General features: G+C 43.9%; 14 protein-coding genes. 7 read left to right on the top strand and 7 right to left on the bottom strand.

The annotated features are described in order from the left end of the window. Position 1 precedes the first annotated feature (1 nt). Together B0E43_RS14760 and B0E43_RS14755 are read right to left on the bottom strand one after the other, a co-directional pair. On the bottom strand, positions 2-2,731 hold the full coding sequence (locus B0E43_RS14760; RefSeq protein ID WP_077351029.1) for a PSD1 and planctomycete cytochrome C domain-containing protein: 2,730 nt from the start codon (positions 2,729-2,731) through the stop codon (positions 2-4). 116 nt (positions 2,732-2,847) lie between these two features. Then, complete coding sequence (locus B0E43_RS14755; RefSeq protein WP_077351095.1) at positions 2,848-3,804, bottom strand: NAD-dependent epimerase/dehydratase family protein; 957 nt, start codon at positions 3,802-3,804, stop codon at positions 2,848-2,850. Positions 3,805-3,958: 154 nt separating this feature from the next. Between B0E43_RS14755 and kbl the strand changes: the two genes are divergently transcribed. Next, a complete protein-coding gene (gene kbl, locus B0E43_RS14750; RefSeq protein WP_077351027.1) occupies positions 3,959-5,155 on the top strand; it encodes a glycine C-acetyltransferase in 1,197 nt (398 codons plus the stop codon). A gap of 106 nt (positions 5,156-5,261) precedes the next feature. On the opposite strand, the gene cdaA is transcribed toward kbl, so the two are convergent. Next, entirely contained in the window at positions 5,262-6,134 is an 873-nt protein-coding gene (gene cdaA, locus B0E43_RS14745) for a diadenylate cyclase CdaA (protein ID WP_077351025.1), read from the bottom strand. After that, positions 6,131-7,015 carry a dihydropteroate synthase gene (gene folP / locus B0E43_RS14740; RefSeq protein WP_077351023.1) on the bottom strand — a complete coding sequence of 295 codons (885 nt, stop codon included), beginning with the start codon at positions 7,013-7,015 and terminating at the stop codon, positions 6,131-6,133. The genes cdaA and folP overlap by 4 nt, the downstream gene beginning before the upstream one ends. 14 nt (positions 7,016-7,029) lie before the next feature. Between folP and B0E43_RS14735 the strand changes: the two genes are divergently transcribed. The 3 genes from B0E43_RS14735 (at position 7,030) to B0E43_RS14725 (ending at position 9,309) form a co-directional block, all read left to right on the top strand. Continuing rightward, positions 7,030-7,599 (top strand): DUF1599 domain-containing protein, encoded by a 570-nt coding sequence (locus tag B0E43_RS14735; protein ID WP_077351021.1) that lies wholly within the window; start codon positions 7,030-7,032, stop codon positions 7,597-7,599. A gap of 85 nt (positions 7,600-7,684) precedes the next feature. Then, positions 7,685-8,782: a BT_3928 family protein gene (locus tag B0E43_RS14730; protein WP_077351019.1), complete on the top strand. Its 1,098-nt coding sequence runs from the start codon at positions 7,685-7,687 to the stop codon at positions 8,780-8,782. After that, complete coding sequence (locus B0E43_RS14725) at positions 8,779-9,309, top strand: shikimate kinase (RefSeq protein WP_077351017.1); 531 nt, start codon at positions 8,779-8,781, stop codon at positions 9,307-9,309. Before B0E43_RS14730 ends, B0E43_RS14725 begins: the two co-directional genes overlap by 4 nt. Here B0E43_RS14725 and B0E43_RS14720 read toward each other — a convergent pair. Beyond that, positions 9,299-10,810 carry an OmpP1/FadL family transporter gene (locus tag B0E43_RS14720; protein WP_077351015.1) on the bottom strand — a complete coding sequence of 504 codons (1,512 nt, stop codon included), beginning with the start codon at positions 10,808-10,810 and terminating at the stop codon, positions 9,299-9,301. The two genes, B0E43_RS14725 and B0E43_RS14720, sit on opposite strands and share 11 nt — an antisense overlap. 79 nt (positions 10,811-10,889) lie before the next feature. Further along, positions 10,890-12,254, bottom strand: coding sequence for a hypothetical protein (locus tag B0E43_RS14715; protein ID WP_254423439.1), 1,365 nt, complete (start codon positions 12,252-12,254; stop codon positions 10,890-10,892). 121 nt (positions 12,255-12,375) lie between these two features. Here B0E43_RS14715 and proS point away from each other — a divergent pair, with 121 nt between their 5' ends. The 3 genes from proS (at position 12,376) to floA (ending at position 15,434) form a co-directional block, all read left to right on the top strand. Beyond that, positions 12,376-13,857 (top strand): proline--tRNA ligase, encoded by a 1,482-nt coding sequence (gene proS, locus B0E43_RS14710; protein ID WP_077351011.1) that lies wholly within the window; start codon positions 12,376-12,378, stop codon positions 13,855-13,857. 106 nt (positions 13,858-13,963) lie between these two features. Continuing rightward, the gene (locus tag B0E43_RS14705; RefSeq protein WP_077351009.1) at positions 13,964-14,422 is read left to right on the top strand and encodes an NfeD family protein; all 459 of its coding nucleotides are present in this window, start codon (positions 13,964-13,966) and stop codon (positions 14,420-14,422) included. Between the two features lies 1 nt (position 14,423). Continuing rightward, entirely contained in the window at positions 14,424-15,434 is a 1,011-nt protein-coding gene (floA, locus tag B0E43_RS14700; RefSeq protein WP_077351007.1) for a flotillin-like protein FloA, read from the top strand. Between the two features lie 14 nt (positions 15,435-15,448). Here the strand turns inward: floA and B0E43_RS14695 are convergent, their stop codons facing one another. Next, positions 15,449-17,011: a WG repeat-containing protein gene (locus B0E43_RS14695; protein ID WP_077351005.1), complete on the bottom strand. Its 1,563-nt coding sequence runs from the start codon at positions 17,009-17,011 to the stop codon at positions 15,449-15,451. Positions 17,012-17,025 lie beyond the last annotated feature (14 nt).

Raw genomic sequence — 17,025 nt, 5'->3', positions numbered from 1 at the left:
CTCAAGGTTTGGTTAGAAATTCATCCAAATTCATCATGGCATTTGCCACCACCGCCATGGCTGCTACTTCAGGATTTGCTCCCGGATAGAATTCTTCCAATGCCTTAGGGTCTTTGGCGAATTCAGCTTTTGCGGCAGCAAATAATTCAAGCAAGGTTTTCTTTTTGCCATCCGAAATCTTGCTCAAAACCAATAGCTCGTAGGTTTGAGCAATTGCCTTTTCAGCATTTCCAGAGCTTTTTTCCCAGGAATTTTTCCCCAGATTTTTTGCAGCATCGAGGTAGACGGGATCATTGAGTGTGACCAACGCCTGAAGCGGTGTGTTGGTGACCAATCGTTTACTGAGGCAGACTTCACGACTTGCCGCATCGAATGTGATGAAGGAAGGGTAGGGGCTGGTGCGCTTCAGAAATGTATAAATTCCCCGTCGATACTTGTCTTCGCCTTCGCTTTCAGTCCAGGATTCTCCGTTATAAACGGTCTGCCAAATGCCTTCCGGTTGGTGAGGTTTTACACCCGGTCCGTACATTTTTCGGCTAAGGAGACCACTTACTGCCAATGCCTGATCCCGAACCTGCTCGGCAGAAAGCCGGAATCTCGGGCCTCTCGAATACCATTGGTTGTCGGGGTCTTTTTGGTAAGCTTCTGCTGTAATCTTGGAAGATTGCTTGTAAGTAGCTGAAGTCACGATTTCTCGGATCAATGATTTCATGCTCCAGTCGTAATCATTCATCGTTTTCCATGCGAGGTAATCCAGCAATTCAGGATGAGTGGGAGGCTCTGACTGACTTCCCATATCTTCAATTGTTCTGACAATTCCTCTCCCGAAAAGTTGATCCCAAACACGATTGACCAATGTTCTCGCTGTAAGTGGATTTTCAGATGAAGTCAACCAGTAGGCAAACCCGAGGCGGTTGGCAGGCCATTCATTTTGCCAGGCTCCAAATTCATCCGGGGTTTCCGGACTGACATTTTCTCCCAAAACCATCCAATTTCCTCTTTCAAACACCTTGGTTTGCCGAGCCATGTAAGGAGGATTTTCGATCAGGATGGGAAGTTTGGTTCCTTTGAACTTCAAAAGTTCTTCCCAATTGTTTTGTATCTGGGCAAATCCCGGCTTTTCTTTTCCATTCAGCGATGGGACAAAAGCAAACCAGACGATGGTGGAGGTGTTTTGCTGAGGTTCTGCTTTAGGATTTTTTGCCTCAATGTATAAATTAACAAGACCTGTAATTGGTTTGAACGGAATTGGTCTGACAATCTCTCCCTCAGTTTTATTCATGACAAAGGAGGCGAGAATTTCTCCTTCGGGCCCGTCTTTGCAGATTGTCATTTGGGTTCCGTCCAATCCGGTTCTGTAGTCCAAAAGGAGTTGATCAGATCCCTGGGTGTCGATGTTTTTATAAACAGCTGATCCGCCGGACCAAAGTCCCAGCCATTTGGTGTCGATCAGTTCCGATTTGTTAAAGTCGGTTGCCAGGTGCGCGGCATACTTCGGTTCGTAAAATTTCAAAAAGTCTGAGCGAATTTTTGCAGCTTTTTCACCTTCATTTTCCTCTACCCAATCCAAAATGGAGGCTACTTTTTCCTGATCTTCCGGTTCATAAAACCTCAGTCGAGGCTCCTCGTCATGGGTGTCTTCATCCCGGGTGTTATTGAAAAATGCCGCAGACTGATAAAATTCCTCATGACGGATGGGGTCGTAAGTATGACTGTGACACTGCACACAAGCCATGGTGGTACTTTGCCAAACTTCATACGTGGTACTAACCCGATCCAAGAGCGCCGCGATCCGAAACTCCTCGTCCTCGGTGCCACCTTCGTCATTGTTCATCGTATTGCGATGGAAAGCAGTGGCAGTCAATTGATCCTGTGTTGGATTGGGAAGCAGGTCACCTGCAATCTGCTCGACAGTGAATTCGTCAAAGGGTTTGTCGGCATTGAAGGCGCGGATGACATAATCCCGATACGGCCACATGGTGCGGGAGACGTCTCGCTCGTATCCCTTTGTGTCAGCGTATCGGGCCAAATCCAACCACCAGGTTGCCCATTTTTCGCCAAAAGAATTGGCGTTTAGCAGCTGATCGACGGCCTGATCGTAGGTGATTTTTCCCGAAGAAAAAACCGCAACCAAAGAATCCGATGGCGGCAATCCGGTCAAATCCAGGGAAACTCTCCGAAGCAGCCGAAGGGGTTGTTCTTCGGGCGAAGGACTAAGACCTTTCTCCTGGAGTTTTTCTTGTATGAAATGATCAATTGGGGAAATTTCCGGCGCATCACCATCTGCTCCAATTCCTGCAGATTGGATTTGATCTGAGATTTCAGGTTTTTGGACAGGCTCATAGGCCCAGTGTTTGCCCCATTTTGCCCCCTGACGAATCCAGGTTTTCAGCAAATCGATTTCCTCGTCGGAAAGCGCAGCTCGCTGGTAGGGCATCCGAAGTTCTGGATCGGAGTGGGTGAGGCGCTTGATCAGTTCACTGGAATTTGGACTGCCGGGGACGATGGCAGGAAGTCCTGATTCGTTCAGTGCAAAAGCTTCTTCCTCAAAAAGAACACTAAATCCACCGCTTTTCTTCACACCTCCATGGCAGGTGATGCAGTGCTTGTTGAGGATGGGTTTGATTTCTGTGCTGAAATCGACTTCTTTTTCAGTTCCAAAAAAGAAAAACAATAGGATCGAAATCCCAACAAGGAGACTGAGAAGTATGGCTATTCGATTCGGCTTCATTTTCGCGTGACTGGGTTGAAAAATAGAGATTTTCAAAATAGAATCGAAACCAAATCACTTAACCGGAGACTAAAAAATAGAAAAGCCTCCTTGCAGGCAAAGAGGCTTTGGTTAGTTTACTTCTTCGGAGGATAAAAATCCGGAAGGTTTTTCAGGATATCTGCCGTCATGGCATCGAGGTCGTAGTCCGGCTTCCATCCCCAGTCTTCTCTGGCGCGACTGTCGTCGATGCTGTCCGGCCAGGAGTCTGCAATCGCCTGTCGGAAGTCTGGCTTGAATTCGATTTCAAAACCCGGCACATGATTCTTGATACTTTCGAAGATTTCTTTTGGGGAAAAACTCATCCCCGAAAGGTTATAGCTGGAGCGGATTTTTACCGATTCCCTAGGTGCATTCATCAAGTCCAAAGTTGCCTTGATCGCATCTGGCATGTACATCATTGGAAGGTAGCTGTCTTCGCGAAGGAAGCAGCTGAACTTTTCGCCAGCCAAAGCCTTGTGGTAAATGTCAACAGCGTAATCAGTTGTACCACCTCCGGGAAGTGATTTGTATCCGATCAGTCCGGGATAACGAAGGCTGCGTACGTCCACACCGAATTTCTGAAAATAATATTCACACCATCTTTCTCCGGCCTGCTTGCTGATGCCATAGACCGTGTTTGGTTCTTTCACGCAGTATTGCGGTGTGTTGATTTTTGGAGTATTGGGTCCGAATACGGCGATGGAAGAGGGCCAATAGATTTTGTCCAGTTTCAAGTCTTTGGCCAGTTCGAGGACGAAAAGCAAACTTTCCATATTCAGATGCCAAGCAAAAAGTGGGTTCTTTTCTCCGGTTGCTGAAAGCACTGCGGCCAGGTGATAGATCTGAGTGACATTTTCTTCTTTGACCAAGTCCCTGAGTGCTTCTTTGTTCATCGCATCAAGTACCTCAAACCTGCAATAGTCAAAGGCAGCTCGTGCTGAATCCCTGAGATCCGTTGCGATAACTTGCTCTCCGCCAAATTGATCGGCAAGAGATCGGGTGAGTTCTGAACCAAGCTGTCCGGCAGCTCCGATAATGAGGATTTTTTCCATGGGTAGTTCTTTCAAAAATGCCCAAAAGTCGGCTTCTGGGTTTTTGTTTATATTTGGGTTTGCTTGCGCAAAAGTAGTAAAAATCACCTCTCCGTATCGATTTTTTGATCGGCGGAAAACCTGAAAAAACGAATTCAATTTTAAACTTTCGACCATGTACAACCAGTTTAAGCCCAAATTGCAAGAAGAGCTAAAATCCATCGAGGAAGCGGGACTTTTCAAAAAGGAGCGGATCATCACTTCTCCCCAAGCTGCTGAAATCACCATCGCAGGCGGACAGAAAGTTCTCAACTTCTGCGCAAACAATTACCTCGGATTATCTTCCCATCCCCGGGTGATCGAGGCTGCAAAAGCCGCAATTGATACCCATGGATTTGGGATGTCGTCAGTGCGTTTTATCTGCGGAACCCAGGATATCCATAAGGAACTGGAGCGTAAGATCTCTGAGTTTTTGGGCACCGAGGACACGATCCTCTATGCAGCGGCTTTTGATGCCAACGGCGGAGTATTTGAACCGCTTTTTGGTGCGGAGGATGCGATCATTTCCGATGCGCTCAATCATGCCTCGATTATTGATGGAGTTCGGCTTTGCAAAGCAATGCGCTATCGATACGAGCACAACAATATGGCAGACTTGGAAAAGCAGCTTCAGGATGCCATCGCTGCTGGAGCCAAACAGAAAATCATCGTGACTGATGGAGTTTTCTCCATGGATGGAACCATTGCCCAGCTGGATAAAATCGTGGAATTGGCTGAAAAATACGAAGCTCTGATCATGACTGACGAGTGTCACTCGACAGGATTCATGGGGAAAACAGGTCGAGGTGTTCACGAGCATCGGGGAGTAATGGGAAAGATCGACATCATTACCGGTACCCTTGGAAAGGCTTTGGGAGGAGCTTCGGGAGGATTTACTTCCGGGAGAAAAGAAATCATCGAATTGCTGCGTCAGAGATCCAGACCCTATCTGTTTTCCAATACCCTGGCACCTTCGATAACCGGAGCCTCGATTGCTGTCTTTGACTTGCTGTCGGAGACTACCGAATTGAGGGATAAGCTGGAAGAAAATACCAAATATTTCCGTACAAAAATGACCGAAGCGGGCTTTGACATCAAGCCAGGGGAGCATGCGATCGTTCCGCTGATGCTGTACGATGCGGTTCTTTCTCAGAAAATGGCCGAAAAAGTCCTTGAAAAAGGAATTTATGTGATCGGTTTTTATTATCCGGTGGTACCAAAAGGCCAAGCCAGAATCCGTATCCAAATCTCAGCAGGTCACGAAAGACATCACCTTGATCAGGCGATTGCTGCATTTGTAGAAGTTGGGAAAGAATTGGGCGTGATTAAGTAATCAAAAAGCATGAAACAAAGAAAACCGGCAGGAGAATGGGTTTAGACCATTTCTTGCCGGTTTTCTATTTGGCTTAAGATTCTGATTAAAATCCTTAAATACTTTTTTACGGTTTAGTGACAGCCAGATTTCGTTTGGCGGTCAGGTCATACTCAGAAAGATTTTCGAATCGATCATCCAAATCCTCATTGTTGAGGTAATCGTTGATGATTTCTCTGATTTCCTGGAAGGAAAGATTATGAAGGACCTTCCCATTTTTCATCATGGAGATTTGTCCTGTTTCTTCTGAAACTGCCAAAATCAAGGCGTCTGTGGCTTCTGACATGCCTATTCCGGCGCGGTGACGAAGGCCAAACTGTGCGGGAACTTCCCGTTCGGTGACGGGTAAAATGCAGCGTGCTGCCTTGATTCGGCCCTTGTAAATAATGACGGCTCCATCGTGCAATGGGCTGTACTTGTTGAAAATCGAAATCAACAATCGCTTCGATAGTTCTGCATCCAGAATATCCCCGCTTTCCGCATAGAATTTCAATTCGGTGCTGCTGGAAATCACCATCAATGCACCGGTATTGCTTCCGGCCAGGTTTTTTGCGGCATCGATGATCGGGCTTATGTTGAAGGCTGAGTTTTCTTTTTTTCTCCAAAAGAACAGAATGTCCTTCAGGATATTGTCATCCGAGAAAATGGAAGAACGGCCAACAATCAAAAGGAATTTTCTGATTTCAGGAGCAAAAATGATAATGGCGGCGATGACACCGACTCCCATGAATTGCCCCAAAATGGCGGAAAGCAATTCCATCCGGAGTGCTCTTACCAGCAAATAGATCAGGTAGAGTGAGAGAAATCCCAGGAAAATTTTGATCGCAACACTGCCTTTGAGGAGCTTATAGACTTGGTATAATAGGGCTGCCACCAACGCAATATCGATCATATTGACGATGGAGATGTCTAAAAATCCTATTTTGAAAAGCAGGCTCAAGGGTATAATTGTTCAAATAATTTAATTGTTTCTTTTGCTTCCTTAACGTCGTGAACTCTGAGGATGTTCGCTCCTTGCAAGAGAGCAAACATATTCAATGCCGTGGTCCCGTTAAGGGCATCAGTTGCTTCGATTTGCAGAGTTTTGTAGATCAATGACTTTCTTGAAATACCCACCAAAATTGGAAATCCCAAGGCTTCAAAACTTCTTAGATTTTTCAGCAGGAAAAAATTCTGCTCAACCGTCTTCGCAAATCCAAACCCGGGATCGATAATTACATCTTTGATGCCAAGTTTTCTAAAAAGATCCACTTTTTCAGCGAAATAATGCATGATTTCCGATAAAATATCAGAATAATTGGCATGCGCCTGCATAGTTTGCGGATTTCCCTTCATATGCATCGCGATATAGGGTACTCCAAGTGACGCAACCAAGGGAAGCATGTCTTCATCCAGGTTTCCAGAGGAAATGTCATTGATGATATCAGCACCGGCCGACACTGCTGCACCTGCCACTTTGGATCTGAAAGTGTCAACAGAAATCAAAATATTCGGAAACTCCCTTCGGATCAACTCCACGGCTGGGACGACCCGGTCGATTTCTTCCTGAACCGAAATATCCAAAGCTCCCGGTCTGGTGCTGTATCCTCCCAAATCCAAAAATTCCGCTCCATCCTGGATCATTTTTCTGGCTCTGGAAAGAATTTCTTCAGGATTTTTTTCCAAACGGCTTCCGACAAAAAACGAATCAGGGGTGACATTTAAAATCCCCATTACCTTGGGTTTATCCAGGCAGATAAGCCTTCCCTTGATTTGGAGTGTATATTTTTGGGGAAATAATTTATCTTCGGTCGAAGAAGACGGACTGGATCCGGGAAGCATTAAACTAAAGTATTTTGGAGACTACAACCAGCAACGAATATAAACAAGTAATTGGCCGATGTAAAGAATTATTCCGGAAGAAAACCTTGGATTATGGCACAGCCTGGAGGATTTTGAGGCTTTCGTCGATTACCGATCAGATTTTTATCAAAGCCCAACGCATCAGATCCATCCAGGAAAAGGGGAGTCAAAAAGTCAATGATCCAATTGTTGACGAATTTGTAGGTATCATCAACTACTGTATCATCGCTTTGATCCAGATCAGTCTGAAAGATGACGAACGGATGGAGATACCCTATTCTGAACTTGAGCCTGTGTATGATCATTGGGCTGAAGCGACCAGGGGATTACTCGAAAATAAAAACCATGACTATGGAGAGGCTTGGCGGGATATGCGGGTCAGTTCGATGACCGACATTATTCTGATGAAACTATTCAGAGTCAAGCAAATTGAGGACAATCAGGGAAAAACAATTGTCTCGGAAGGCATTGAAGCCAACTACCAGGACATGATCAATTATTCGGTTTTCTGCCTAATCAAACTAGGATATCATGAAATCGAGCATGTCGAAAATCGTCCTTGAGAAGAATGAATACCATCGATCCGTGATTCTCCTGAATCGAGTTCGGGACAGGCTAAGTGACCTTTAAAAAACAAAATTCAAGCACATGAATAAACAAGCGATACTTTGGATTCTCCGGATTTTGGTCGGAGGACTTTTCATTTTCTCGGGACTCATCAAGGTCAATGATCCGGTAGGTACGGCGATCAAACTGGAGGAATATTTTGATGTGTTCTCAAACGATATCGCGGGATTCTTCTACTACTTCAAGCCATTTGCCTTGTATATCGGGGTGGTATTGGTAGTTGCTGAAGTGGTGTTAGGGGTGATGTTGATTTTGGGAGTCAAGCTGAAGCAGACGGTTTGGGCATTGGGGCTGATGATTCTTTTTTTCACCTTCCTGACTTTTTATTCAGCTTATTTCAACAAAGTCACTGATTGTGGATGCTTTGGAGATGCAATCAAACTCACGCCTTGGGAGTCGTTTTACAAGGATATAATCCTGTTGATCATGATTTCTTTTCTGTTCATTTTCAGAAAAGATCTGCCTGAGGAAACTCCCAAATGGGCAAGTATTTCTGCAGTTTTGACCTTAGTGATTTCACTAGGGATTGCTTTTTGGGCGATTCAAAACTTGCCCTTTATTGATTTTAGAGCATATAAAACAGGGGTAAGTATTCCTACGAATATGCAGCCATCTGCACCGCTTCAATATACCTATGTGATGAAAAAAGGGGAGGAGACAGTCTATCTTGACCAGTATCCGACTGATGAGGGTTATGAGTTTGTGGAGATGGTTTTGAAAAATCCGGATGCACTTCCCAAAATCTCAGACTTTGCAGCATGGAATGCTGAGGGTGATCAGTCGGAATTTCTATTTGTAGGAAATAAGGTGGTCATTCTTAGCAGTAATATGGCAAAAATGAGTGAGGCCAACCTTGATGAGCTTACCGCTCTGGTCAAATCTATGGAAGGGGCACCGGTGGATGTGGTTTTTATGGCCGCAGCAACTCAAGAAGAAATCGATGCATTCCTGTCCAAAAACAATTGGAGTGTGATCGGATTACAGGCGGATGCGACCGTGGTGAAAACCATCATGCGCGCAAATCCGGGAATAATGATTCTTAAAGATGGAGTGGTGATGGAGAAATACCACCATAACAACACTCCTGAAGCAACTGATGTATTGGATTTCTTTCTATGAGTAAAAATCTGAAGGTAGTTTTGGTTGGGTTGCCGGGTTCAGGAAAAAGTACGTTTGGGCGCCAACTTGCCCTGGAATTGCGATTCCCATACTTTGACTTGGATCATCAGATTGAAGAAAAATTTCAAATGAAGATTCCGGAGATCTTTTCCATACATGGTGAGGGGAAATTCAGAGAGTGGGAAACTGAGACTCTTGCCGAACTCCTTCAAAAAGATTTCTCTTTTGTCCTGGCCACAGGTGGAGGGGCTCCATGCTTTAATGACAATATGGATTTGATCAATGAATTGTCCATTTCAGTATATCTTGATGTGCCTTTGGATGCGATTTCTGACAGACTCAGGACTTCTAAAGTTCAAAACCGTCCGATGTTTCAGGGATTGGATCAAGGAGAAATCACACTGAAGCTTAAAAGCCTTCTTTCCCAAAGGGAATATTTTTACAACCTGGCAAAAATAAAGCTCAGCGGTGAAGATTTTTCCGCTGAGCTTTTGATGTATGAATTGATCAATCGGCTTAAAAACTAAAGCCGATAGTCAATACTCCTGAGGTGATGCTGTTTTCTAATTCGGTTATTGGACCGTAATTGTTGTCATTTTCATCCAATACCTGATAGCTTCGGTAGAGTCCGTTATATTTTTGGTTTACCAGTGCAAAATCAATGTTTATTGCTTTTATTTTCACCCCAACTCCACCACTGATCTGTGAGGTGCTTTGGTCAAATCCGGGTGAATTGGAATAGGGATCCCCAAAGTATGCATAACCAGCCCTTAACCTGAAAGCGTTGATTCTGGCCTCTCCGCCGATTCGATAATTGATGGTACTTGCATAGATACTTTTGATCACCTGATTGTCCGGTCCTTCATCGAAATCATTTGAATTGATCCTTCCGGCGCTGTAATCCACCCAGTCTAGGTCAGCAGAGATGAAGCCGTTTTTCCCGATAAAGAAGGTGGCTCCACCGCCGATTTTCAGAGGGGTGTTTAGCCCATAGTTACTGATAATCAAATCAGATATTGCTTCTTCTCGCCCTAAATTTATATCTTCCGGCTCAAAGTAAAATCCGCCATAATCAGCAACAATTCCAGCTTCATATTCTTCATTTAGGGAATACCAAGTTGGAGTTTGGAAAATGAATCCCAAATTCAAGTAGTCAATTGGCTTGTAAATTAAACCTAAGTTTATATTGACTCCTGCGCCATTGATAAAAAGGCTTTCTCTTAATGAAGAATTTATCAAAGGGCCTTCATCGAAGTATTCTTCATAAGTCTTTAAAGAACTAAAGCTGAGGGTTCTAATTCCCAAAGAGCCACCAATAAACACCTTGTGATTGAAGTTTGCGCCGTACCCAAAACTTATTTGATTAGAAGAACCTTCCTGGGAAATGTTTTCCTTTTGGAGAGGACCAATTTCATATCCGATTATCGGTTCATATTCTCCAATTATAATGTTCCCATCATTGTCATAAATCGGGTTGATTTGATAGGTTTGATACCCTAGACCAGTAAGTCCATAATTACTTATTTGGTCAGTAGAATATCCAAATGCGTCTTGTAAATAAAAGTCAATTATGGACGTTGAACTGATTTCGTTGGAAAAGTACCCATATTCGGTATTGAAATTGGCTATCCGCTGGAAGCTAAAGCCAAAGGCTCCACCTTTAAAAGCTCCGGATTCAAGACTTTCTTTTGGACTTGCCATCACATAGCCGAGATTTGGCAAAGAGAAATTGGTCGTGTTGTAGGTTTTGTTTTGGCCCAAATAGCGGGTGTCTACTTTCCAATCTGCGTATCCGAAACTTAGGCTTGCTTCAGATTTCCTGAAAAAACCCAGACCCGCAGGGTTTCCAGCAATATTGGAAACATCTCCACCCAATGAATATTGAGTGCCGCCTATTCCTATTATTCTTGCTGAACCGGAGGGATTTGATCTGCTGAAGCGATACGCATCTTCGTAATATCCACTTTGGGCAAAGGCCCCGACAATAGTGAATGAGCTGAGGGTGAGAAATACTGTCAAAAACCTCATTAAGTAATTGTTTGGTTGTATGGAATAAACGGGTGCGATGATTTTTTGTGTTGATTAATCTCAAAAAAAAAGGGGAAAATTAATTTCCCCTTCCTCCTCTGGATCCACCGACACTTCCGCCGGAAGATCCTCCTGAGCTTCTGCTCGGAGTACTAAAACTGCTACCTCCACCAGTACTTGTTCTGCTCGGTGCACTGAAAGTGGAAGTGTTATCATTCGACCTGCTCGGAGTAACTGATCTGTTGTAAGATGGAGTTGTTCCTCTGTTGTAGGAAGGAGAAGTAGATCTGTTATTGTAAGAAGGTGTTGTATTTCTGTTATAAGAAGGAACAGTTCCTCTGTTATAGGATGGGCTGGAAGTCCTGTTATTTATACTGGGATTGCTGCCTCTAGATGGAGATGCATAGTTCCTGATTGCATCGCCCGAACTGTTGACTGATGGTCTAGCTGAAGGGATAGTGCTTCTTGATCTGGTATTTACAGCTCTGTCTGTAGCAGGAGAATTCGTATTTCGAGTAGTGGCTACTCTGCTTCTGCTGGAGTTGTAATAGTCATTTTGAGAGCTGCTAAAATCCCTGGTTGCACCTCTTGTATTTTCAGATGAAACCAATCTTCTTGCTGAGGAATTTACTGCTGCAGTATTTCCTCTGGCTTGAGCCCTGGCAGTGCTTGGCATAACTCCAGCCTCAGTGGCTCTGATACCTGTGTTTGTAATAGAGGATCCTCTGGTTGGTCTTGCACCATAAACCACTCTTCTGTCACCATACTCTCCGCCTGGCAGCACATAAGAAGGATAGCCAGGATAAACAGGATATCCATAACCTGGGTACATAGGATACATAGGATATCCATATCCGTAACTAGGATACATTGGATACATCGGATATCCATAACCATAGCTTGGATACATCGGATACCCAAAGCCAAATCCGATTCCTATAGACAAACCTGGCATGAAACCCATGCCATAACTCATACCCATGTATGGAGACATACCCCATCCATAAGGGCTATAGCCAAATCCCATTCCGAAATTGAAATTAACGTTCGGTGAAGAGGATCCGCTTTGCTCTCCGGCAGCTGAATAATTGTCGTAGGCATTGATATTACCAGTAGTATTTTGGTCTTGAGCTCCTTCATCGAAATAGACTACGCCGTCCTCTGAGGTAGTGGCATTTTCTGTGGCTTGGTACCGGGAGATGTATTCTGGATTGACATTTCTTGAGCTGAAATTTTCTTCAGCCAATGCCGGTTCCTCAGAAATATTTTTGAATGATTGGGGATTGTTATTTTCCACGGCGTACTGCGTGGCCAATTTCACATCCGATGCCATAAAATACAAATTGTCATCTGTACCGTTTGTAGCCAGTTTATTGGTGCTGCAGGATGTGATGACAAGTGGTGTTATAAGCAAAGAAGCGATAAGTAATGACGATTTCTTCATGGGTGAAGTTGATTGTTGCTTTGTTATACGAACTGACAATCCTGAGGTTATTCTTTTTGGATTATATTTGCCAGCCCTAATTAAGCAAATTTAGAGACATTTTAATATTCTTCCCAATCGAATGAGTAAAGGACTTCCAAAACGCAGCGAAGATTATTCCCTGTGGTACAATGAATTGGTAAAAAAAGCAGACCTCGCTGAAAATTCTGCCGTCAGAGGGTGCATGGTAATTAAGCCCTATGGGTATTCCATTTGGGAAAAAATGCAGGCCCAGCTTGATAAAATGTTCAAAGAAACGGGTCATAGCAATGCCTATTTTCCGCTTTTTATCCCCAAATCTTTTTTGAGCAAAGAGGCCAGCCACGTGGAAGGATTTGCAAAGGAATGTGCTGTAGTGACCCATTATCGACTTAAGAATGCGGAAGATGGGTCAGGAATAATCGTGGATCCGGATGCAAAGCTTGAAGAAGAATTAATTGTCCGCCCGACTTCTGAAACTGTAATCTGGAGCACTTATAAAAACTGGATTCAGTCTTATCGAGACTTGCCACTGTTGGTGAACCAATGGGCTAATGTGGTCAGATGGGAAATGAGAACTCGACTTTTCCTTAGAACTACTGAGTTTCTATGGCAAGAAGGGCATACCGCTCACGCTACATCCAAAGAAGCAATGGAAGAAACCATCCAAATGATGAATATCTACGCCCAGTTTGCGGAGGAATACATGGCTGTACCTGTGGTGAAAGGACGAAAAACAGAAAATGAGAGATTTGCCGGCGCCGATGACACCTTATGTATCGAGGCGATGATGCAAGACGGAAAGGCCCTTCAAGCTGGGACTTCACACTTTTTGGGTCAAAATTTTGCCAAAGCATTTGATGTCAAATTCGCCACCAAAGAAGGTGGATTGGAATATGTTTGGGGTACTTCCTGGGGTGTGAGTACCCGTCTGATGGGTGCGCTGATTATGGCACACTCTGATGATAATGGACTTGTACTTCCTCCAAAATTGGCTCCGATTCAGGTGGTTATTGTGCCAATCTACAGAGGTGAGGCTGAGTTGGAGGCGATTTCTGTGAAAGCAAAAGAAATCATGGCAGACTTGAGAAAAGCCGGTGTTTCTGTGAAATATGACGATCGGGACACCCAAAAGCCAGGTTGGAAGTTTGCTGAATACGAGTTGAAAGGGGTACCAGTGAGAATTGCACTGGGACCAAGAGACCTTGAAAATGGAACCATTGAAATCGCCAGAAGAGATAACTTGACCAAAGAAACTTTCGTGCTGGCATCTCAGCCGATTGCTGAAAAAATCACAGGATTACTGGAAGAGATCCAAGATGGAATCTACAAAAAGGCATTTGATTTCAGAGCCTCCGTTACCACTGAGGTGAATTCTTGGGAGGAGTTTCAGAAAGTCCTGGAGGAAAAAGGAGGATTTTTATCCGCGCATTGGGATGGTACTTCCGAAACCGAAGAAAAAATCAAAGAACTCACCAAAGCAACAATCCGATGTATTCCTTTGGACAGGGTTGAAGAAGCAGGGTCTTGTGTACTTACAGGAAGACCTTCCACAGGTCGGGTTTATTTTGCCAAAGCCTACTAAAATCCAAACCCGGAAATTACTTCCGGGTTTTTTCTTTTAAGGCAATAGGTTTACCCTTCGAATCTTGTATTTTAGGCCTGATTCTACTTGTCTTTCCAGCAGCCCAATGACCATTTTAATTTTATCCAGTCTTCTTATCATCGGATTGATATTACTTCTGATTGAAGTATTATTCATCCCTGGAACTACGGTAGTTGGAGTATTGGGATTGTTGGTTAGTGGTGCTGGAATTGCCTACGCTTTCTTAACCTTTGATTCGAGTACTGCTCTTTGGATCACGGCAATATCGGCTATTCTTAATCTCATCGCGGTTTGGTATGGCTTCAGTTCTGGAGTTTGGAACCGATTTTCGCTCAAATCTTCCATGCAGGGTGGTGCTTTTGACGGAAGGACAACCGGACTTACTGTTGGAATGAGCGGAAAAGCCATTTCAGATATCAAGCCTTACGGCAAAGTTTCTTTTGGTGAGCAAATCTATGAAGTGAAATCTGAGGAAGGATTCATTGAAGTTGGGAAAGCAGTAAGCATCGTAAAAATCGAAAACAATAAAATTTTAGTCAAATAATATGGATCCAGATAGTTCTTTGTTCGTTTTGATTGCTGCTTTTGCGGGGATCATACTATTGTTCATCTTTTTGTATTTCGTCCCGGTCAACCTTTGGATTACCGCGCAGTTCTCCAATGTCAAAATCGGGATCGGTGAATTGATTGGGATGAGAATCAGAAAAGTGCCGCCAGGAATTATTGTAAATTCCTTGATAACTGCCACCAAAGCTGGGCTCCATTTAACTTCAAATGATCTTGAAACTCACTACATGGCAGGTGGTAATGTGCCCACAGTAATCAGAGCTTTGATTTCAGCGGATAAAGCGAATATCAGTTTGACATTCAAGCAGGCAACAGCGATTGATCTCGCAGGACGGGATGTGTTTGAAGCGGTTCAGATTTCTGTAAACCCTAAAGTGATCAATACCCCTAATGTGGCTGCTGTAGCGGCTGATGGGATTCAGTTGATTGCCAAAGCCAGAGTGACTGTCCGTGCAAATATTGCCCAGTTGGTGGGTGGTGCAGGCGAGGAGACGATCCTGGCCAGAGTCGGAGAGGGAATCGTGACCTCCATCGGTTCTGCAGCTACTCACAAATCCGTATTGGAAAACCCGGATAAAATCTCCAAACTAGTTCTTTCCAGAGGATTGGATGCGGGTACGGCCTTCGAAATTCTCTCCATTGATATTGCAGATATAGATGTCGGAACCAACATTGGTGCAAAACTCCAGATTGATCAGGCTACTGCCGATCTGAAAGTAGCCGAAGCAAAAGCGGAAGAAAGACGTGCGATGGCTGTGGCTTTGGAGCAGGAAATGAAAGCCCGAAATGTGGAAATGAGAGCTAAAGTAATCGAAGCTGAAGCAGAAGTACCAAAAGCTTTGGCGGAAGCATTCCGCACTGGTAAGTTGGGTGTGATGGATTATTATCGAATGGAAAATATCAAATCCGATACCTCCATGAGAGAATCGATCGCCAGTTCGGATAAAGATTCCAAAGATACCGGGACCGGAAAATCCGAAAAGAAATAATGAAAAAGGGAGCTTCAAGCTCCCTTTTTTCTTTTTCCTTCGGTTGGTTCTTCCATCTGAATGACTACCGGGTTGTAAAGTTCCTTGACCAAAATTTGGTTTCCAGGCCAATCAGCCACAATTTCCTGATAGCTGATTGGGAATATTACATCACCTTTTTGATTCAGAACTCCGGTAAGCCCATCCTTTCTTACAATCAAAAAATCAGGTTTCTCTACCTGTATATTTTCAAATTCAACAGGAAGAATTTCATTTCCGGAATTGTCCAAAAGACCTCTTTTTCCGCTTTTTTCCACCAAAAAGTATCCCTCTTTCAATCTGCAGATCTGATCATATCCGGTTTCTTTAATTGACTCCCCGTTTTTGTTCAAAAGGAAAAATTGCCCATTGGATTTGGCAACTGCAATGCCTGAGGAAAAATCTTTGATTTCATCCCACTTGGGTTCGCTGATGATCCGGCCATCTATACTTATAAGCCCCCAGCTTAGCGTGTTTCTGAATTTTGAGATTTGTTCAGAGAAATTACCTGTTTCGGCAAATTTCGGTTCTATCACCCATTCCCCTGATGAATTTACAAAACCTGCCATTCCTCCTTTTCCGGCGGGATAAAGGCCTTCGCTTCCCGGTTTGATCCATTCCAGATCTGAAGTAGGCTGAACGAGCCACCCTTTTTTACCCAATAGGCCAAGTTTGTTTTCCCGGAATCTCACATTGAAAAGCTCTTTTCCAACGAGTTGAACAGATTCCATACCTACGGCGTCAAGAAGAATTCCGTCTTCCTCCATGACACGACGGAGTTTGCCGTGAATATATTCCAGCATTAGAACCCCTTCTTTGGATATTCTGTGGTAGGAATTATAGGCCACATCCGACTGGACTTCGTGACCTTTAATGAGCAAGTATTGGCTTTCATCAAATCCGTAAAAAAAATCGCCCCGGGTATGTTCCAGTTGATCGACCACAGGATCCATCACATAATCCCCGTCGATATTAATAATCCCATATCCTGTGGATTCTTTTGCCAACAGGTAATTGCCATCATTTTCCGAAAGAAGCTGATAGGGTCTTTCAGAATCTTTTGAAAGTGGTAAAAAATAGCTTCCTCCCTTTTGGGTAATCACCATCCCGTTTTTGGTCAATTTGGCACCGTCTAGTTTTCCCAATGGAGTAATTTTCTCTTTTCCTTTCTCAAAAAGCCAATACTCACTTCCTTTTTTACCCAAAAGGAAATTGAAATAGGTTTGGATTTCCTCATATTCTAAAGGAAAAGCCTGCTGGCCATATTCGTGAAATGCACCGATACCTTCTTGACCTTTCACCAAAATCCAAGGGGCAAGATATTGGTAAATCTCCTCGCCTTTGAGATTAACCATCGGCTTTAAGTCTCGGGAAAGCATTGAAAGGCCATTTTCATTTTTCCCGATGATGACCGACTCGCTAAGGACCTCGATCCGGTCATATATGGCTCTGGATTTTAGCTTTCCCTGCAAATCATAAACTTCCCAAGTCTGGGAAAAAAGGGTACTTGAACTCAGAAGTAAAAGGAATGGAATTATCAGGAACCGAAAGGTAATCATGGAAGGGAATTGGA

This window comes from Algoriphagus sp. A40, assembly GCF_002002735.1.
Taxonomy (GTDB): domain Bacteria; phylum Bacteroidota; class Bacteroidia; order Cytophagales; family Cyclobacteriaceae; genus Algoriphagus.
The sequence above is the reverse complement of the archived record's forward strand: the minus strand, read 5'-3'. Positions and strand labels throughout refer to the sequence as shown.